The 15486-nt window shown below is 73.1% G+C and carries 13 protein-coding genes and 1 pseudogene; 9 read left to right on the forward strand and 5 right to left on the reverse strand.

Annotated elements, in window-relative coordinates; all coding sequences use genetic code 11:
* Positions 1–88 precede the first annotated feature (88 nt).
* From ACERM0_RS01450 to fni, 7 genes are read left to right on the forward strand one after another with little or no spacing between them, the layout of a single operon-like run.
* Positions 89–1111: a polyprenyl synthetase family protein gene (locus tag ACERM0_RS01450; RefSeq protein ID WP_373676712.1), complete on the forward strand. Its 1023-nt coding sequence runs from the start codon at positions 89–91 to the stop codon at positions 1109–1111.
* Entirely contained in the window at positions 1108–2019 is a 912-nt protein-coding gene (locus tag ACERM0_RS01455; protein ID WP_373676713.1) for a phytoene/squalene synthase family protein, read from the forward strand. The genes ACERM0_RS01450 and ACERM0_RS01455 overlap by 4 nt, the downstream gene beginning before the upstream one ends.
* Positions 2016–2741, forward strand: a complete 726-nt coding sequence (locus tag ACERM0_RS01460) for a lycopene cyclase domain-containing protein (protein WP_373676714.1) — start codon at positions 2016–2018, stop codon at positions 2739–2741. Before ACERM0_RS01455 ends, ACERM0_RS01460 begins: the two co-directional genes overlap by 4 nt.
* Positions 2729–3808, forward strand: a complete 1080-nt coding sequence (locus tag ACERM0_RS01465) for a glycosyltransferase family 2 protein (protein WP_373676715.1) — start codon at positions 2729–2731, stop codon at positions 3806–3808. The genes ACERM0_RS01460 and ACERM0_RS01465 overlap by 13 nt, the downstream gene beginning before the upstream one ends.
* Positions 3805–5019 carry a cytochrome P450 gene (locus tag ACERM0_RS01470; RefSeq protein ID WP_373676716.1) on the forward strand — a complete coding sequence of 405 codons (1215 nt, stop codon included), beginning with the start codon at positions 3805–3807 and terminating at the stop codon, positions 5017–5019. Before ACERM0_RS01465 ends, ACERM0_RS01470 begins: the two co-directional genes overlap by 4 nt.
* Positions 5016–6506 (forward strand): phytoene desaturase family protein, encoded by a 1491-nt coding sequence (locus ACERM0_RS01475; RefSeq protein WP_373676717.1) that lies wholly within the window; start codon positions 5016–5018, stop codon positions 6504–6506. The genes ACERM0_RS01470 and ACERM0_RS01475 overlap by 4 nt, the downstream gene beginning before the upstream one ends.
* Positions 6499–7533, forward strand: a complete 1035-nt coding sequence (fni, locus tag ACERM0_RS01480) for a type 2 isopentenyl-diphosphate Delta-isomerase (protein ID WP_373676718.1) — start codon at positions 6499–6501, stop codon at positions 7531–7533. Before ACERM0_RS01475 ends, fni begins: the two co-directional genes overlap by 8 nt.
* A 16-nt stretch (positions 7534–7549) precedes the next feature.
* On the opposite strand, the gene uvrB is transcribed toward fni, so the two are convergent.
* The 5 genes and pseudogenes from uvrB to rpsA form a co-directional block, all read right to left on the reverse strand.
* Positions 7550–9634 carry an excinuclease ABC subunit UvrB gene (uvrB, locus tag ACERM0_RS01485; RefSeq protein WP_373676719.1) on the reverse strand — a complete coding sequence of 695 codons (2085 nt, stop codon included), beginning with the start codon at positions 9632–9634 and terminating at the stop codon, positions 7550–7552.
* A 160-nt stretch (positions 9635–9794) separates the two neighbouring features.
* Positions 9795–10874 (reverse strand): hypothetical protein, encoded by a 1080-nt coding sequence (locus ACERM0_RS01490; protein WP_373676720.1) that lies wholly within the window; start codon positions 10872–10874, stop codon positions 9795–9797.
* Positions 10875–11055: 181 nt separating this feature from the next.
* Positions 11056–11898: an ANTAR domain-containing protein gene (locus ACERM0_RS01495; protein ID WP_373676721.1), complete on the reverse strand. Its 843-nt coding sequence runs from the start codon at positions 11896–11898 to the stop codon at positions 11056–11058.
* Positions 11899–11987: 89 nt separating this feature from the next.
* Complete coding sequence (gene coaE / locus ACERM0_RS01500) at positions 11988–12611, reverse strand: dephospho-CoA kinase (protein WP_373676722.1); 624 nt, start codon at positions 12609–12611, stop codon at positions 11988–11990.
* 292 nt (positions 12612–12903) lie between these two features.
* Positions 12904–14043 (reverse strand): annotated as a pseudogene (gene rpsA, locus ACERM0_RS01505) (30S ribosomal protein S1); the annotation flags it as partial.
* A gap of 301 nt (positions 14044–14344) precedes the next feature.
* Between rpsA and ACERM0_RS01510 the strand changes: the two are divergent.
* On the forward strand, positions 14345–14935 hold the full coding sequence (locus ACERM0_RS01510) for a DNA-3-methyladenine glycosylase I (RefSeq protein WP_373676951.1): 591 nt from the start codon (positions 14345–14347) through the stop codon (positions 14933–14935).
* 71 nt (positions 14936–15006) lie between these two features.
* Complete coding sequence (locus ACERM0_RS01515) at positions 15007–15474, forward strand: pyridoxamine 5'-phosphate oxidase family protein (protein ID WP_373676723.1); 468 nt, start codon at positions 15007–15009, stop codon at positions 15472–15474.
* Positions 15475–15486 lie beyond the last annotated feature (12 nt).

Genomic DNA, 15486 nt, shown 5'->3' on the forward strand with positions numbered 1-15486 from the left:
GAACCCTGTCGTTGGAAGCCGGTCCATCCGGGTCGGCAGGAGCATCGAACGTTTGCATGAGGCAGAGAATCGGCGTGCGGAGCGGCCAGTGGACCCGTTGAACCTGCTCGAACCACCCCTTCGGGCAGACGCGGCCGCTCGTCTCGAGGCGGTCGAGGGGCGTCTGCACGCGGCCGTCGCCGCCCGCGATCCCCTCGCGGACCGCAGCAGTCGTCACCTGCTCACCGCCGGCGGCAAGCGGTTCCGACCCCTGGTCACGGTCCTGGTGGCCACCGCGCTCGGGGCGCCGGGGCGCGACCGGCTCACCGCCGCCGCCTGCGCGAGCGAACTGCTGCACCTGAGCACGCTGTACCACGACGACGTGATCGACGGCGCCGACGTCCGCCGTGGCGTACCCAGCGCCAACGCCCGCTGGGGCGAGCGTCTGGCCGTTCTCGCGGGCGACCGCCTGACCGCGCTGGCGTTCGAGGCCGCCGCCGACGCTGGTGACGAGGTACCCGGGCTGCTGGCGCGCACCTACCGTCGGCTCGTCGAAGGCGAGCGCCTGGAGGCCAGCCTCGTCGGACGCATCGACGTCGGGGTGACGGGCTACCTCGAGGTCGTCGACGGCAAGACGGCCAGCCTGATCGCCGCCGCCGCCCGCGCCGGCGCGGCCATGGCGGGAGCGGCGCCGGCGATGCGAACGCGCGCCGAGGCCTGGGGCCGCACCCTCGGCGTCGCCTTCCAGCTCGCCGACGACCTGCTCGACCTGACCGCCAGCGCCGAGGTCGCCGGCAAGCCCGTGGGCCACGACCTCGAGCTGGGCGTGTACACCTGGCCCGTCCTCGACGCCATCGGCTCCCCCGCGGGCGTGCGACTGCAGACGGTGCTGCGAGACCCGCCCCCGCACCCGCGGCCGGCCGTCGAGGAAGCCATGCAGATCGTGCACGGCTGCGGCGCCGTCACACGCGCCGGCCGACTGGTCGAACGCTTCCTCGACCGCGCCGACGACCACCTCGGCGCGCTCCCACCGGGTCCGGCCCGCACGTCGCTGCGCACGCTCGGACGGGCGTTGGTCCCCCCGCCCGCCGCGGTCCCGTCCGCCCGGGTGCCCGAGGCGGTGGGCGCATGACCGGCCGCGACAGCAGCAACGTCTGGCCGGAGGTCACGGCCGTCATCCGCCACCACTCCACGACCTTCTGGCTCGGCAGCTGCCTGATGACCGGCGAGCGGCGGCGCGCCACCCGTGCAGTCTACGCCGCCTGTCGGATCGGGGACGACGCCGCCGACCTCGCGCCGCGCCCACGGGAGGCCGTCGCCGTCTGGCAGACCCGCATCGAACAGGCCTACCTCGGCCGGCCCGTCGAGCCCTGGGAGCGGGCCCTGGCCTGGGCGGTGCGTCGATTCCCGGTGCCACGCGCCGCCTTCCACGCCCTCGCCGACGGCTTCCGCGCCGACTTCGGCAGCGTGCGCCTGGCCACCTTCGCCGACCTCGACCGGTACTGCTTCCAGGTCGCCGGGGCCGTCGGCCTCATGATCGCCCCGATCTGCGGGGCGCACGGCCCGGCCGCCGAGCACGCCGCCGATCAGCTCGGCCGCGCGATGCAGTTGACGAACTGCCTCCGTGACGTCGGCGAGGACCTCGCCCGGGACCGTGTCTACCTGCCGGCGGACCTCCTGGCCGCCTACGGTGTCACGCTCGACGACCTACGGAGCGACGTGCGCGGACCCCGCTACCGGCGGCTGATGGAGCACCTCGCCCACGAGGCCGAGCAGCGCTTCGAGATCGGACTCGACGGCCTGCACCACCTGCGCCACCACCGCACCGCCGTCGCCTATGCGGCCGTCCAGTACCGCGCCATCCTCGACGAGTTGCGCGCCGGTGGCTGGGACAACCTGCGGCAGCGCGCCAGCGTGCCGCCGGCCCGCCGTGCCCGCCTGCTCGCCGAGGCCCGCAGCGCCACCCGGGCCGCCGGCACCGCCCCCGCCGCCCCGTCCCCGCAACCCCTGGCGGGCACCGGCACGGGAGGCGCGGGGTGACGTACCTGCAGTTCCTCCTCGTCTTCCTGCTCCCGCCCCTGCTGCTGCTGGCCGTCCCGGTCGTCCGGACCCTGCGGGAGCGGCCCTGGCTGGGTGCCGGCCTGCTGACGCTGGTCGTGATCGCGTACGTGTGGACCACGCCCTGGGACAACTACCTGGTCGCGAGCGAGGTGTGGGGCTACGGCGACGGCCGCGTCCTGGGCACGATCTGGTACGTCCCGATCGAGGAGTACCTCTTCTTCGGCCTGCAGACGCTGATGACCGGCGGCTGGACCATCCTGCTCATGCGCCGCGCCGACCTGCTCGCGCCGCCGCCGCCCCGTGAGCGGGCGAGCCGCTCGACCGTGCTCGCGTGGGTCGCCGGCACCGTCACCGCCGGCGCGCTCGTCCTCTACGAACCGACCCGCTATCTCGGCCTCATCCTGGCCTGGATCGGCCCGCCGCTGGGCCTGCAGTGGTGGTACGGCGGCCGCTGGCTGGCTGACCGCCTGCGCGTGCTGTGGCCCGCCGTCGCCGTGCCGACGGTGTACCTGTGGCTGGCCGACGGCTACGCGATCGCCAACGGCATCTGGTCCATCAGCGAGCGCTACACCACCGGGCTGGCCTTCGGCCCGCTGCCGGTGGAGGAAGCCACGTTCTTCCTCGTCACCAACCTCGTCGTCGTGCAGGGCATGGTCCTGTTCGCCTCCGTCAGGTCCGAGGTGCTCGCATGGGCCCGTTGACGCTCCTGCGGCGCCTGGTCGTCGCGTTCCTCGCCGGCCGGATCGCGGTCAACGTCGTGAACTGGCGCACCTTCCCCCGCATACGCGCCGCGGTGCGCGGCGACCTCGAACGGGTCTCCGTGCTCGTGCCCGCCCGCGACGAGGCCGGCAACCTGCCGCTGACGCTGCCGGGTCTGGCGCGGCAGGGAGCCGGTGAGGTGCTGGTGCTGGACGACCACTCCGAGGACGGCACCGCCGAGGTGGCCGCGGCCGTCGAGGGCGTCAAGGTCCTGACGGGTGCGCCGCTGCCCGACGGCTGGCTCGGCAAGGCGTGGGCACTGCACCAGCTGGCCGAGGCGGCCCGCGGTGACTGGCTGGTGTTCACCGACGCGGACGTGTACTGGGAACCGGGCGCCGTGGCCGGCTTCCTCGACGCGCTGGAGGCCCAGGGCGCCCGCGTCGGCTCGATCTTCCCGACCCAGGACACGGTCACCTGGGGTGAGCGGCTGACGGTGCCCGTGATCGACGAGGTGCTGCTGTCGGGCCTGCCCTACCCGCTCCTGCACGCCGACGTGTCACCGCACGCCGTGACCGCCAACGGCCAGGCGATCGCGATCCACCGCGAGGTCTACGACGCCATCGGCGGCTGGGCGGGCGTCCGCGGCCGGATCGTCGAGGACGTCGCCTTCGGCCGGCTGGCCCGCCGCGAGGGCAACGCCGTCGCCCTGGCGCTGGGCGACGGCGTGGTCCACACCCGCATGTACCGCGGCTACCGCGAGGCGCTGGCGGGGTTCGGCAAGAACCTGCTCACCGCCCACGGCCGCAGTCGCGGACTGCTGCTCGCGGACGTGGCGTGGCACGGGCTGGCCTACACGCTGCCGGCCGCGCTGGCGCCCCGGCACCCGGCCTGGCGCCTGCCGCTGGCCCTGGGGATCGCCCAGCGGGCCGTCGTCGCCGCCACGACCCGGCGCGACCCGCTGGAGGCGGTGCTCGCACCGCTGCTGCCGATCGCCGGCCTGCCGGTCGCGCTGCGGGCCCTGCAGCGACGCCAGACCTGGAAGGGCCGCAGCTTCGAGGTGGGCGGATGACGGCGGCACCCGCGACCACCTCCCACACGGGCCTGCCCTCGCCCGCCGGTCACCCCGTGCACGGCCACCTCGGGCGTTGGGGCCAGGAGCCGCTGGCCCTACTCGAGGAGGGCGCGGCGCTCGGGCCGGTGTTCGAGCTGCGCCTGCCCCGGCGGCCGGCCGTCGTCGGCGCCTCCCCGGCCTGGAACCGGTTCGTGCTCCGCGACGGCGAGACGTTCGTGGCCCGCCGGAGCATGCCGGCGCTGATCCCCCACCTCGCCGGCGGCATCATCACCACCGACGCCCCGGCCCACCGGCCACGCCGCCTCGTGCTGGAGCCGCGCTACCGCGACGTGGACAAGCTGCGCGCACGCGTCCGCGCCGCCGTCGACGCGATGGTCCCCGTCGGCGAGTTCGACGGCCTGGACTGGGCCCTCCACGCGGTGCCCGCGATGCTCAACGCCGCGCTGTTCTCCGGCCGCTTCCCGGCCGACCTGCTCGCCGAGTACCTCCGCCCGCTCGAGGAGGGCATGCCCTCGGCGCTGATCCCGCGGCCCGGGGCACGCCGCGCCGTGCGGCGCGAGCTGTCGCGCCAACTGGCGCTGCGGCGCGACGACCCGCAGGCCGACGACCTCGCGGCCGCTCTTGCCAGCGTGCCCGGCGCCGTCGAGGAGCTGCGGGTCGGGCTCGCGGCCGGCTTCGACACCAGCGCTCACACGCTGGCCTGGGCACTGTGGTACCTCGCCGCGCATCCCACCTGGCAGCCGGCCGATCGGCGTCGTCAGGCCGTCGACGAGGTACTGCGGCTGCACCCGCCGGGCTTCATCGGTGCCCGGCGGGTCGCACGGGACACCAGCTTCGAGGGTACTCCGCTGCCGGTCGGGACCATGGCGTTCTACAGCCCGATGCTCACCCACCGCCGGCCGGAGCTGTGGGAACGGCCGGACGTCTTCGACCCGACCCGGTTCGAGGTCGGGATCCGGGCCTGGACCTACATCCCGTTCAGTGCCGGGCAACGAACCTGCCTCGGAACCCACCTGGCGCGCCTGATGCTCGACGAGGCGCTCGAGGCCGTGCTGCAGCAGTCGCTGCGGGCGGTCGCGGGCGACCCGAGCCCGGTGGCCGCCGTCACCATCGCACCGCGCGGGCCGCTCCGGCTCGTGCGGGGTCACTCCCCCGCCTCTTCCGCCGCCGGCGCCTCCCGCGCCCCGCACGAAAGCGACCGACCGTGACACGTGCACTCGTCCTCGGTGCCGGCATCGGCGGCCTGTCCGCCGCCGCACGGCTCGCCCACGCCGGCTACGACGTCCAGGTCCACGAACGGCTGCCCCGCCCCGGCGGGCGCGGCAACGTCATCCAGCGCGACGGCTTCCGGATCGACACCGGTCCCAGCATCCTGCTGATGCGCGACATCGTCGAAGCCACGTTCGCCGACGTCGGGGCCGACCCCGCCGACTACGTCACGATCCGCCGTCTCGACCCCGCCTACAAGGTGTTCTTCGCCGACGGCGCGCGCATGGAGGCCCGCGTGGAACGCGAGGCCCTGAAGGCGGAGCTCGACCAGATCGAGCCGGGCGCGGGCGCCCGTTTCGACGACTTCGCGGCCATCGGCGACAAGCTCTACCGCGGCGCGCGCGAGCACTTCGTCGAGCGCAACTTCCGCTCGCTGCGCGAGATGTTCGGCATCTCGAACCTGCCCCAGTTCGTCTCGCTGCGGGTCTACGAACCGATGCACAAACTGGTCGGACGCCACTTCAAGGACCCGCGGCTCCGCCAGCTGTTCACCTTCAACGCCATGTACATCGGGATGAACCCGTTCACGGCCCCCGCCATCTACGCGCTGCTGCCCTACAACGACACCGTCGAGGGCGTGCACTTCACCGACGGCGGCATGTACGGCCTCGTGGAGGGGCTGGTACGGCTGTGCCGCGACCTCGGCGTCGACGTCGTCTGTGACCACCCCGCCACCGGCGTCATCCAGCGGGGCGGCCGCGCGGCGGGCCTGCACTTCGACGACGGCGACCTCGAAGCCGACCTGACCCTCGTCAACGCCGACTGGCCGTGGGCACAGCGGCGGCTGCTGGGCCGCGAGCCACGCCACCCGCTGGGCAAGAAGCTGCGCTACGGACCGTCCGCATTGAACTTCTACTTCGGGGTCCGCGGCGACCTCGGCGACCTGCGGGCACACAACGTCGTGTTCGGCGACGACTACGAGGGCAACTTCAGCGACGTCTTCGCCGGCCGTGTGCACGAGCGCCCGTCCTACTACGTCCACGTGCCGACCCTGGCCGACCCGTCGCTGGCGCCGGACGGACACCACATCGCCTACGTTCTGGTGCCCCACAGCAACTCCGACGCACCCATCGACTGGGAACACGAACGGGACCGTGTGCGCGACTACGTGCTGACCGACCTGGCCGCCAAGGGGGTCGACCTGCGCGACCGGATCGTGCTCGAGGAGGTCATCGACCCGCCGCGGTGGGCCGACGAGTTCTCGCTCGACCGCGGCGCGACCTTCGGGCTGTCGCACTCGGTGAGCCAGGTCGGCTACCTGCGGCCACACAACAAGGACCCACACCTGCGCGACCTGTACTACGTCGGCTCCTCCACCCACCCCGGGGCCGGCGTGCCGATGGTGATGCTCTCCGCCCGCCTGGTCACGGAACGGATCGTGGACGAGCACCCGCCCGCCCGGCTCGGGGAGACGGTGCGTGCCTGAGGGGATCCTCGACCGCAAGCGCCGCCACCTCGAGGTCTGCCTCGAGGAGACGGTCGACTTCCAGACCCGCACCACCGGGCTGGAGGACGTCGAGGTCCCCTACCACGCGCTGCCCGACCTGGACCGCGACGGGATCGACCTGGGCACCTCGCTGCTCGGCCGACGGTTGCGCGCGCCGTTCCTGATCGGAGCGATGACCGGCGGCGAGGAACGCGGCGGTCGCATCAACCGGGCCCTCGCCGAGGCGGCCCAGCGCTGCGGGGTCGGGCTGATGCTCGGCTCGCAGCGCGTCATGCTCGAGCGCCCCGAGGCACGCCACAGCTTCCAGGTGCGCGACCTGGCACCGGACGTGCTGCTGGTGGGCAACCTCGGCCTTGCCCAGTTCGTGGCCGGCTACGGCCCGGCCGAGGCCGAGCAGGCCGTCGACGAGGTCGGCGCCGACGCGCTGGCCGTGCACTGCAACCCGCTGCAGGAAGCCATCCAGGGCGGCGACGTCGACTTCCGGGGCGGTCGTGACCACCTGGCGCGCCTTGCCGAGGCGCTGCCGGTCCCGGTCGTGGTCAAGGAGGTCGGTCACGGCATCGGCCGGCGGGCCGCCCGGCAGTTGGCCGGCCTGCCGCTGGGGGCGGTCGACGTGGCCGGCGCCGGCGGCACGTCATGGGCACGGGTCGAGCAGTTCGTCGCCCACGGCGCGGTCGTGCGTCCCGACGTGGCCGAGATCGGCGTCCCGACGGCCCGGGCCCTGCTCGAGGTGGGCAGCGAACTGCCGGAGATCCCGCGCATCGCCTCCGGCGGCATCCGCAACGGCACGGACGCCGCCCGGGCGCTGCTCCTCGGCGCCTCGGCCGTGGCGGTGGCACGGCCGCTGCTCGCGCCGGCGCTGGCGGGCGCCGACGCCGTCGTCGCGTGGATCGAGGAGTTCCTCGACGAACTGCGCACCGTCATGTTCGCCGCGGGCGCCGGCGACGTGGCCGCGATGCACCGGCTGGGGTTGCACGCCGGCCCGGTCGCACCGGTGGTGCCGTAGGCGCTGTACGCGCCCGTCAGACGTTGGCGGCCTCCATGCCGGCCAACTCGCGCTTGAGGTCGGCGAGCTCGTCACGCAGTCGCGCCGCGAACTCGAACCGCAGTTCCGCCGCCGCCTCGTGCATCTCCTCCTCGAGGCGCTGGATGAGCGCACGCAGGTCCTCCTGCGGCACCTCGGAGACGTCGACCGCGTCCCGGGCGCTCGGCGAGTCGTCCGGGCGGTAGTCCTCGCCCTGCTCCTCGGCGCGCACGGCCGCGATGATGTCACCGACGCGCTTGCGCACCGTCTGCGGGTCGATGCCGTGCTCGCGGTTGTACGCCAACTGCTTCTCGCGCCGCCGCTCGGTCTCCTCCAGCGCCCGCGCCATGGCCTCGGTGACCTGGTCGGCGTACATCACGACCTGGCCGTCGACGTTGCGGGCGGCGCGACCGATCGTCTGGATCAGCGACGTCTCCGAGCGCAGGAAGCCTTCCTTGTCGGCGTCGAGGATGGCGACCAGCGACACCTCCGGCAGGTCCAGGCCCTCGCGCAGGAGGTTGATGCCGACGAGGACGTCGAACTCCCCCAGCCGCAGCGATCGCAGGATCTCCACCCGCTGGACGGTGTCGATGTCGGAGTGCAGGTACCGGACCCGGACGCCGTTCTCCAGCAGGTAGTCGGTCAGGTCCTCCGCCATCTTCTTCGTCAGCGTGGTCACGAGCACGCGCTGGTCACGCTCGGTGCGCTGGCGGATCTGCTCCATCAGGTCGTCGATCTGGCCCGTGGTGGGCCGCACGACGACCTGCGGGTCGACCAGCCCGGTCGGCCGGATGATCTGCTCCGCGATCGTGTCGGACTCGCGCCGTTCGTAGGCGCTGGGCGTCGCCGAGATGAACAGCCGCTGCCCGATGCGCTCCAGGAACTCGTCGAAGGTGAGCGGCCGGTTGTCGAAGGCGGACGGCAGCCGGAAGCCGTGCTCGACCAGGGCGTCCTTGCGGGAGCGGTCGCCCTCGTACATGCCGCCGATCTGCGGCACGGTCACGTGGGACTCGTCGAGGAAGACGACGAAGTCGTCCGGGAAGTAGTCGAGCAGCGTGTAGGGCGGCGAGCCGGGCGCCCGCCCGTCGAAATGGCGCGAGTAGTTCTCGATGCCGTTGCAGAACCCGACCTCGCGGATCATCTCCAGGTCGTAGTTGGTCCGCATGCGCAGCCGCTGGGCCTCCAGCAGTTTGCCCTGGCCCTCGAGGTCCGCCAGTCGCTGCGCCAACTCCGTCTCGATGGAGCCGAGCGCCCGCTGCAGCGCCTCGGGCGAGGAGACGTAGTGCGAGGCCGGGAAGATGCCGACCTGCTCCACCGGCCGCGACACCTCGCCCGTGAGCGGGTCGACACGTACGATCCGGTCGATCTCGTCGCCGAAGAACTCCACGCGCACGGCCCGCTCGTCGTCCGCGGGGAACACCTCGAGGGTGTCGCCGCGGACGCGGAAGGTGCCGCGGATGAGGTTGAGGTCGTTGCGGGCGTACTGCAGGTCCACGAGCTTGCGCATCGAGGCGTCCAGTCCGACCTCCTCGCCCGAACGCAACCACAGCACGTGGTCCTCGTACTCGTGCGGGGAGCCGAGGCCGTAGATGCACGACACCGAGGCGACCACGACCACGTCGCGGCGCGACAGCAGGGCCATGGTGGCCCGGTGACGAAGCCGGTCGATCTCGTCGTTGATCGACGAGTCCTTCTCGATGTAGGTGTCGCTGGAGGCGATGTAGGCCTCCGGCTGGTAGTAGTCGTAGTAGCTGACGAAGTACTCGACGGCGTTGTCCGGGAGGAAGTCGCGGAACTCGTTGGCGAGCTGCGCCGCCAGCGTCTTGTTCGGCGCCATCACCAGGCACGGCCGCTGCAGCTGCTCGAGGACCTTCGCGGCCGTGAAGGTCTTGCCGGTGCCGGTCGCGCCCAGGAGGGTGACGGCCCGCTCGCCGGCCTCGAAGGCCTCCGCGATCTGCTCGATGGCACGCGGCTGGTCACCCGAGGGGGTGAAGTCGCTGACGACCCGGAACCGTCCGTCGCCGGAGCGGCGTTCGTCGAGGTCGCGACGGCGGGCAGCGAAGGGCGTGGCGAGTTCGGACATGCGGCCGAGCGTACCTCCGGGACGCGGACCGGCCCGGACCGCATGGCGGCCGCCCTCCATCGGCCGCCCGGTCGGTCCGGGCCGGTGAGCCCCCCTGAGGTGGGCCTGCTGGCGAGGGGGACCGAACCTCCGCTGCCGGTCCACCCCACCGAGCGGTTGGTCAGGTGCCGACCATGGGCACCCCCGCGCCGGCGAGGGCGTCGGGCACGTCGGGGAGGTCCCCGGCCGAAGCCCACGCCAGCAACCGCGCACGTCGATCGGGGTCCGGCGCGCCCCCCGCGGCCGCGCCGGCCCACCCGTCCAAGGCGGTGGCGGCCCGCAGCGGGCTGCCGCCGTCCCATCCCTCGCGTAGCGAGGCGCGATCCATCCGCGCCGCACCGTCGAGGAGTTCGTCCCACTGCTCCGGGGCCGGCCAGCGGTGCAGCGGCACCGCCGCGCCGAGCGCGCCGAGCAGGGCCGCGAACTCGTCCTCGGCCCCCCGTCGCCCCGACCGGGGCACGGCCAACATGGGCACGTCGGCGGCGGCGACCGCCGCGACCGTGCTCAGCGATGCACCGGCGACGACCGCGTCCGCAGCCCTGAGCACGGCGAGCAGGTCGTGCCGGACGCCGAGTGGCTCCAGGCCGGGTGCCGGCGCGACCGTCGTCTCGCCGGCGATCAGCCACCGCCAGCCGGGCGTGGCCGCGGCGGCCGCGCGCAGGTCCGCCGGCTCGACGCCCGCGCCGCGGCGCCCCGTCACGACGACCATCGTGCGGCGGGCGTCGGAACTCCCGGCCGCGGGCAGCGGCGACGGTGCCGGGCCGAGCGGCGCCGGCAGCCAACCCACGTGCTGCACGCGTGCCTCGTCGATCGGCCCGGTCGAGCGCGGCGCGAAGGCGCGCGGGTAGGGCGCCAGCAGGCCGTGGGCGACCTCGTGGACCAGGTCGCGTTCCTCGCTCCGCTCGCCGTGCCGCAGCAGGGTGGCGACCGGGACCTCCCCCAGCGCGGCGGCCAGCACCAGCGAGTCCGGCCCGTCGACGAACAGCAGGTCGGGTCGTTCGCGCGCCACCCAGGCCAGCACCTCGGCGGGTCCGTTCACCGGCACCTGTTCGACCGCGGCATCCAGGGGGACGTCGACGCCGACAGGCCCCAGCACCGTCGCCCGCGACCGGAGGTGGGGCAGCACCGCTGCCATCCGCCCCCGCGCACCGAGCGCGTCGTCGAGTACGAACCCGACGTGTGTGCGTGGCTTCCCGAACACGACCGACCTTCCCGCCGGATCGTGTGTCGACAGCCCAGAAACGAAAAGGAACACCAGCCTGGGGGCGACCCGGCGGCTGGTGTTCTCAACCGGTTCTCGGCCCCGACCGTCGCAGGCACGACCGGATCTGTCAACCGGTTTCGGTCACCCGTCCGACAGGTGCGACGCCCTTGACGGCCTGCTAGGGCCGGTCGCGGCCGCGCGCCAGGCCGTTCTCGCCGCGCGTGACACCGGAGGAGCCGGCCTCGTGATGTGCCACCACCGCGCGGGCCACGTCGCGCAGGCGCCGGTTGGCGTCCTGGGAGGCCTTGCGCAGCAACGCGAACGCCGTGTCGGCGTCGCATCCCTCGCGGGCCATGAGCACGCCCTTGGCCTGCTCGATGACGACGCGGCTCTCCAGCGCCTCCTGCAGTTGCCCGGCGAGGCGGTTCACGCGCCGGAAGGCCCGCGCGTTGGCCAGCGTGCTGGCGGCCGGCGCGGCGATGCGCCGCGTGAGCTCGCGGTCGCGCTCGCTGAGGCCGTCGGGCTCGGCGCCGAACACGTTGAGCGCGCCGATGACGACGCCGTTGACGGTCAGCGGCACGGCGACCACGCATCGGAAGCCGAGCTCGGTCGCGCGCTCGCTGACCTCCGGCCATCGCTCGTCCACGCTGAAGTCGGACGTGTGGCGCTCCTCGCCCGACTCGAGCGCTTCGATGCACGGCCCCTGGACCAGCTCGTACTGGACGACGTCCACCAGCTCGGCGTCCTCGCTGCTGCGTGCAGCGGTCTGGTATCGACCCTGGTCGTCGACCACGGTGACGCTGACCGCCGACGACGTGCTGATGGCCCGCGACGTCAGCTCCAGGACGTGCCTGAGCAGCTCCTCGAGGGAGGCGTCCTCGATCAGGAGCGCCGTCAGCTCCTCGAGCGTCGCGAGGTACGCGCGTTCCGCGTCCCCGTCCAGGTCGGCGGCCGCCGCGCCGTCCAGCGCGGCACGGACGTCGCCGTCCAGCGACAGCGCGAACCTCAGGTCCTCGACCACGACATCACCTTCGCAGCGACCATTCCGTCCCGGAAACCGCAAAGGGCGCGGCCGCGCGCCCTTCGGAAGGATACCCGAGACCGGGCTTCTCACCCCCGTCGGTGTGCATCGGCGACCAGGTGCGCGTGCACGTCGTCGACGGCGGCGACCAGCGCGCGCAGGTCTCCGTCGTTGACGATCACGTGCGTCGCCGCGCGACGCCGTTCCTCGTCGCTGCACTGCACCGCGACCCGTGCCCGGGCGTCACCCTCGTCCAGGCCGCGCTGCTCGACCAGTCGTCGGACGCGCTCCTCCTCGGGGGCGAGCACGACGACGACGGCGTCGAACCGGCCCGCCTGGCCGGTCTCGATCAGCAGCGGATGGTCGACCACGGCGAGCGGCGGGCCCGGTCGGTCCCAGTTCGCGGCCAGCGCGGCGATCCGCTCCGCGATCCGGGCGGCGATGCGGGGATGCATGATGCGGTCGAGGTCCCGGCGCGCCTCGTCGTCGACGAACACGATGGCGGCCAGCCCCGCACGATCGAGATCGCCCCGGGCGTCGACGAGGTGTCCGCCGAACCGCTCGGCCAACTCGGCCAGCGCCGGCTCGCCCGGGGCGACGACCTCCCGGGCGACCTGGTCGGCGTCGATCACGGGGGCGCCCAGCTCGGCGAGGCGTCGGGCGACGGTCGACTTGCCGCTGCCGATGCCGCCGGTCAGGCCGACCAGGTACATGCGCTGCCTCGGGAGGTCGTGGACGTGCGTGCGCCCCGGCACGGGAGCCGGGGCGCACACGGACGGGTCGAGCGGTGGCTCAGGCCTCGTCGGTGTCCTCGTCGGCCGCCGGCTGCTCCGTCTGCTCGGGCTGCTCGGGCAGCTCGGCCTCGGCCAGCGCCATCTCCTCGGGCGTGGGCGCCGCCTCGCGGTTGAAGCCGGCCTGCGCGAACGCGGCCGCCAGGGTCCCGGTGGCCGGGGCGTCGTCGCCGCCGGACGAGTAGGCGGTCTCCACGACCGGGCCGGCGTCGTAGGGGTCCTGCGGGACGTCGGCCGCCTCCGGAGCCTGGGCCTGCTTGAGCGACAGGCTGATGCGCCGGCGGACGGTGTCGATGTCGATGACCTTGACGTCGATCTTGTCACCGACGTTGACGACGGCCTCGGGCACCTCGACGTGACGGTCGGCGAGCTCCGAGATGTGGACCAGGCCCTCGATGCCGTCGGCGACCTTCACGAAGGCACCGAAGGGCACCAGCTTGGTGACCTCGCCCTCGACGACCTCGCCGACCGCGTGCTCGCGGGCGAACTTCTGCCACGGGTCCTCCTGCGTGGCCTTCAGCGACAGCGAGACGCGCTCGCGGTCCAGGTCCACGTCGAGCACCTCGACCTCGACCTCGTCGCCGACCTCGACGACCTCCGACGGGTGGTCGATGTGCTTCCAGGACAGCTCGGAGACGTGCACCAGGCCGTCGACGCCGCCGAGGTCCACGAACGCACCGAAGTTGACGATGCTGGACACCACACCGGCGCGGACCTCGCCCTTCTGCAGCGAGGTGAGGAACTCGTTGCGGAACTCGCTCTGCGTCTCCTCGAGGAACTTGCGCCGCGACAGGACGACGTTGTTGCGGTTCTTGTCGAGCTCGATGATCTTGCACTCGAGCTGCTCGCCGACGTAGGGCGCGAGGTCGCGCACGCGGCGCATCTCCACCAGCGACGCGGGCAGGAAGCCGCGCAGCCCGATGTCGAGGATCAGACCACCCTTGACCACCTCGATGACGGTGCCCTGGACGGTGCGGTCCTCGTTGTAGATCCGCTCGATCGTGCCCCAGGCGCGCTCGTACTGGGCGCGCTTCTTGGACAGGACCAGGCGGCCCTCCTCGTCCTCGGAGCGCATGACGAGCGCCTCGACGACGTCGCCGACCTGCACGACCTCGTTGGGGTCGACGTCGAGCTTGATCGACAGCTCGCGCGACGGGATCACGCCCTCGGACTTCCAGCCGATGTCGAGCAGGACCTCGTCGGGGTCGACCTTGACGACGACGCCCTCGATGATCTTGCCCTCCTCGACGGCGCCCACGGTGCCCTCGAGTGCGGCTTCGAAGTCCTCGTCGGACAGGTCGTTGTCCACGATGACGTCACCGGTCGACGTCATGGTGTTGCCGGGGTCCTGCATGACGACGAAGGCGTCGGGCGAGGCGGCGTTCTGGTCGGGGGTCTGGGGGGCGTCGGACATCGGGGTCGGGTCTCTTTTGTTCGGTGGAGTTCTGCTGGGGAAGCGCGCGGGACGCGGGTGTCCGGCGCGACGACCCGCCGTTCCCGGGCACGTCGAAGCAACACGCCCACAGCGGGTGACCCGAGAGGGTCGCAGCCGACCGTGGCCGTGTCAATCGCACGCGCCCCTGGCGGCCGGCACCCGGACCGTGCCGGTCCGCGGCCGGCCCTACCGTGTCGCGCGACGACGGAGGCACGTGACGATGGACGACGGGCTACGCGCGGGCGAGGACGGACGCACCCGCTGCTGGTGGTGTGGCGACGATGCGATCTACGTCGCCTACCACGACGACGAATGGGGCGTGCCCGTCCACGACGACGTCCGCCTGTTCGAGAAACTGTGCCTGGAGGCGTTCCAGGCCGGTCTGTCGTGGCTCACCATCCTGCGCAAGCGAACGCGGTTCCGCGAGGTCTTCGCCGGATTCGACCCCGAGGTGGTCGCCGGCTACGGCGACGACGACGTCGCCCGTCTGCTCGCGGATCCCGGGATCGTGCGCAACCGCGCGAAGATCGAGGCCACCATCACGAACGCGCGGGCCTACCTGCAGCTCGTGGAGGACGAGGGCTCGCTGGACGCCTACGTGTGGCGCTTCGCCCCCGACGAAACGCCCGTCCCACGAAATCCGCAGGACATTCGTCCGATCTCCCCCGAGTCGACCGCGATGTCCAAGGATCTGAAGGCGCGCGGGTGGGCGTTCGTGGGCCCGACCACCGTCTACGCCTTCCAACAGGCGATGGGCCTGGTCGATGACCACCTGGTCGGGTGCTGGCGCCGTGGGGCACCGAAGCTCTGAGCAGGCCCCGCAGCACCGGTCAGGTGCGCGGCGACGCCCGGAGCCCGGCCCGACGACGACAGGAGCGATCCGTGACCGACGACGCCCGCAGCCTCGACGACCTGCTCGACGGGGAGCGCATCGCCATGCTGGTCACGCCCGACCAGCATGCGCGGCCGATGACCATCCTGGAGCGTGACGGCGCCACCCTGTGGTTCGCCACGTCGAGGGCCGCCGAATGGGTGGCCGACCTCGACACGCCGACCCCCATGACGGTGGCCGTCAGCGACCCGCAGGACAGCCTGTTCGTCTCCCTGACCGGCACCGCCCGCACGACGACCGACCCCACCGTCCTCGACCGACTGTGGAGCCCCGTGCTGGAGGCCTGGTTCGACGGCCGCGACGACCCGGACCTCGTGGCGCTGGAGGTCGAGGTGCTCGAGGGCGAGTACTGGGACGGCCCCGGCACCGGCATCGGCCGTGCCCTGCGCGGCCTGGCCGGCGTGGTCACCGGCGAGGGTCGGCGCACCATGGGCCAGCAGGGCGACGTCGTCACCTGAGCACGCCATGGC

It is taken from the genome of Egicoccus sp. AB-alg2 (genome assembly GCF_041821065.1).
Lineage (GTDB): Bacteria > Actinomycetota > Nitriliruptoria > Nitriliruptorales > Nitriliruptoraceae > Egicoccus.

Coding starts and splice junctions, on each gene's coding strand:
- ACERM0_RS01510 (WP_373676951.1), top strand. CDS start 14,345: ATGGACGACGGGCTACGCGCGGGCGAGGACGGACGCACCCGCTGCTGG.
- ACERM0_RS01470 (WP_373676716.1), top strand. CDS start 3,805: ATGACGGCGGCACCCGCGACCACCTCCCACACGGGCCTGCCCTCGCCC.
- ACERM0_RS01465 (WP_373676715.1), top strand. CDS start 2,729: ATGGGCCCGTTGACGCTCCTGCGGCGCCTGGTCGTCGCGTTCCTCGCC.
- uvrB (WP_373676719.1), bottom strand. CDS start 9,634: ATGTCCGAACTCGCCACGCCCTTCGCTGCCCGCCGTCGCGACCTCGAC.
- ACERM0_RS01455 (WP_373676713.1), top strand. CDS start 1,108: ATGACCGGCCGCGACAGCAGCAACGTCTGGCCGGAGGTCACGGCCGTC.
- coaE (WP_373676722.1), bottom strand. CDS start 12,611: ATGTACCTGGTCGGCCTGACCGGCGGCATCGGCAGCGGCAAGTCGACC.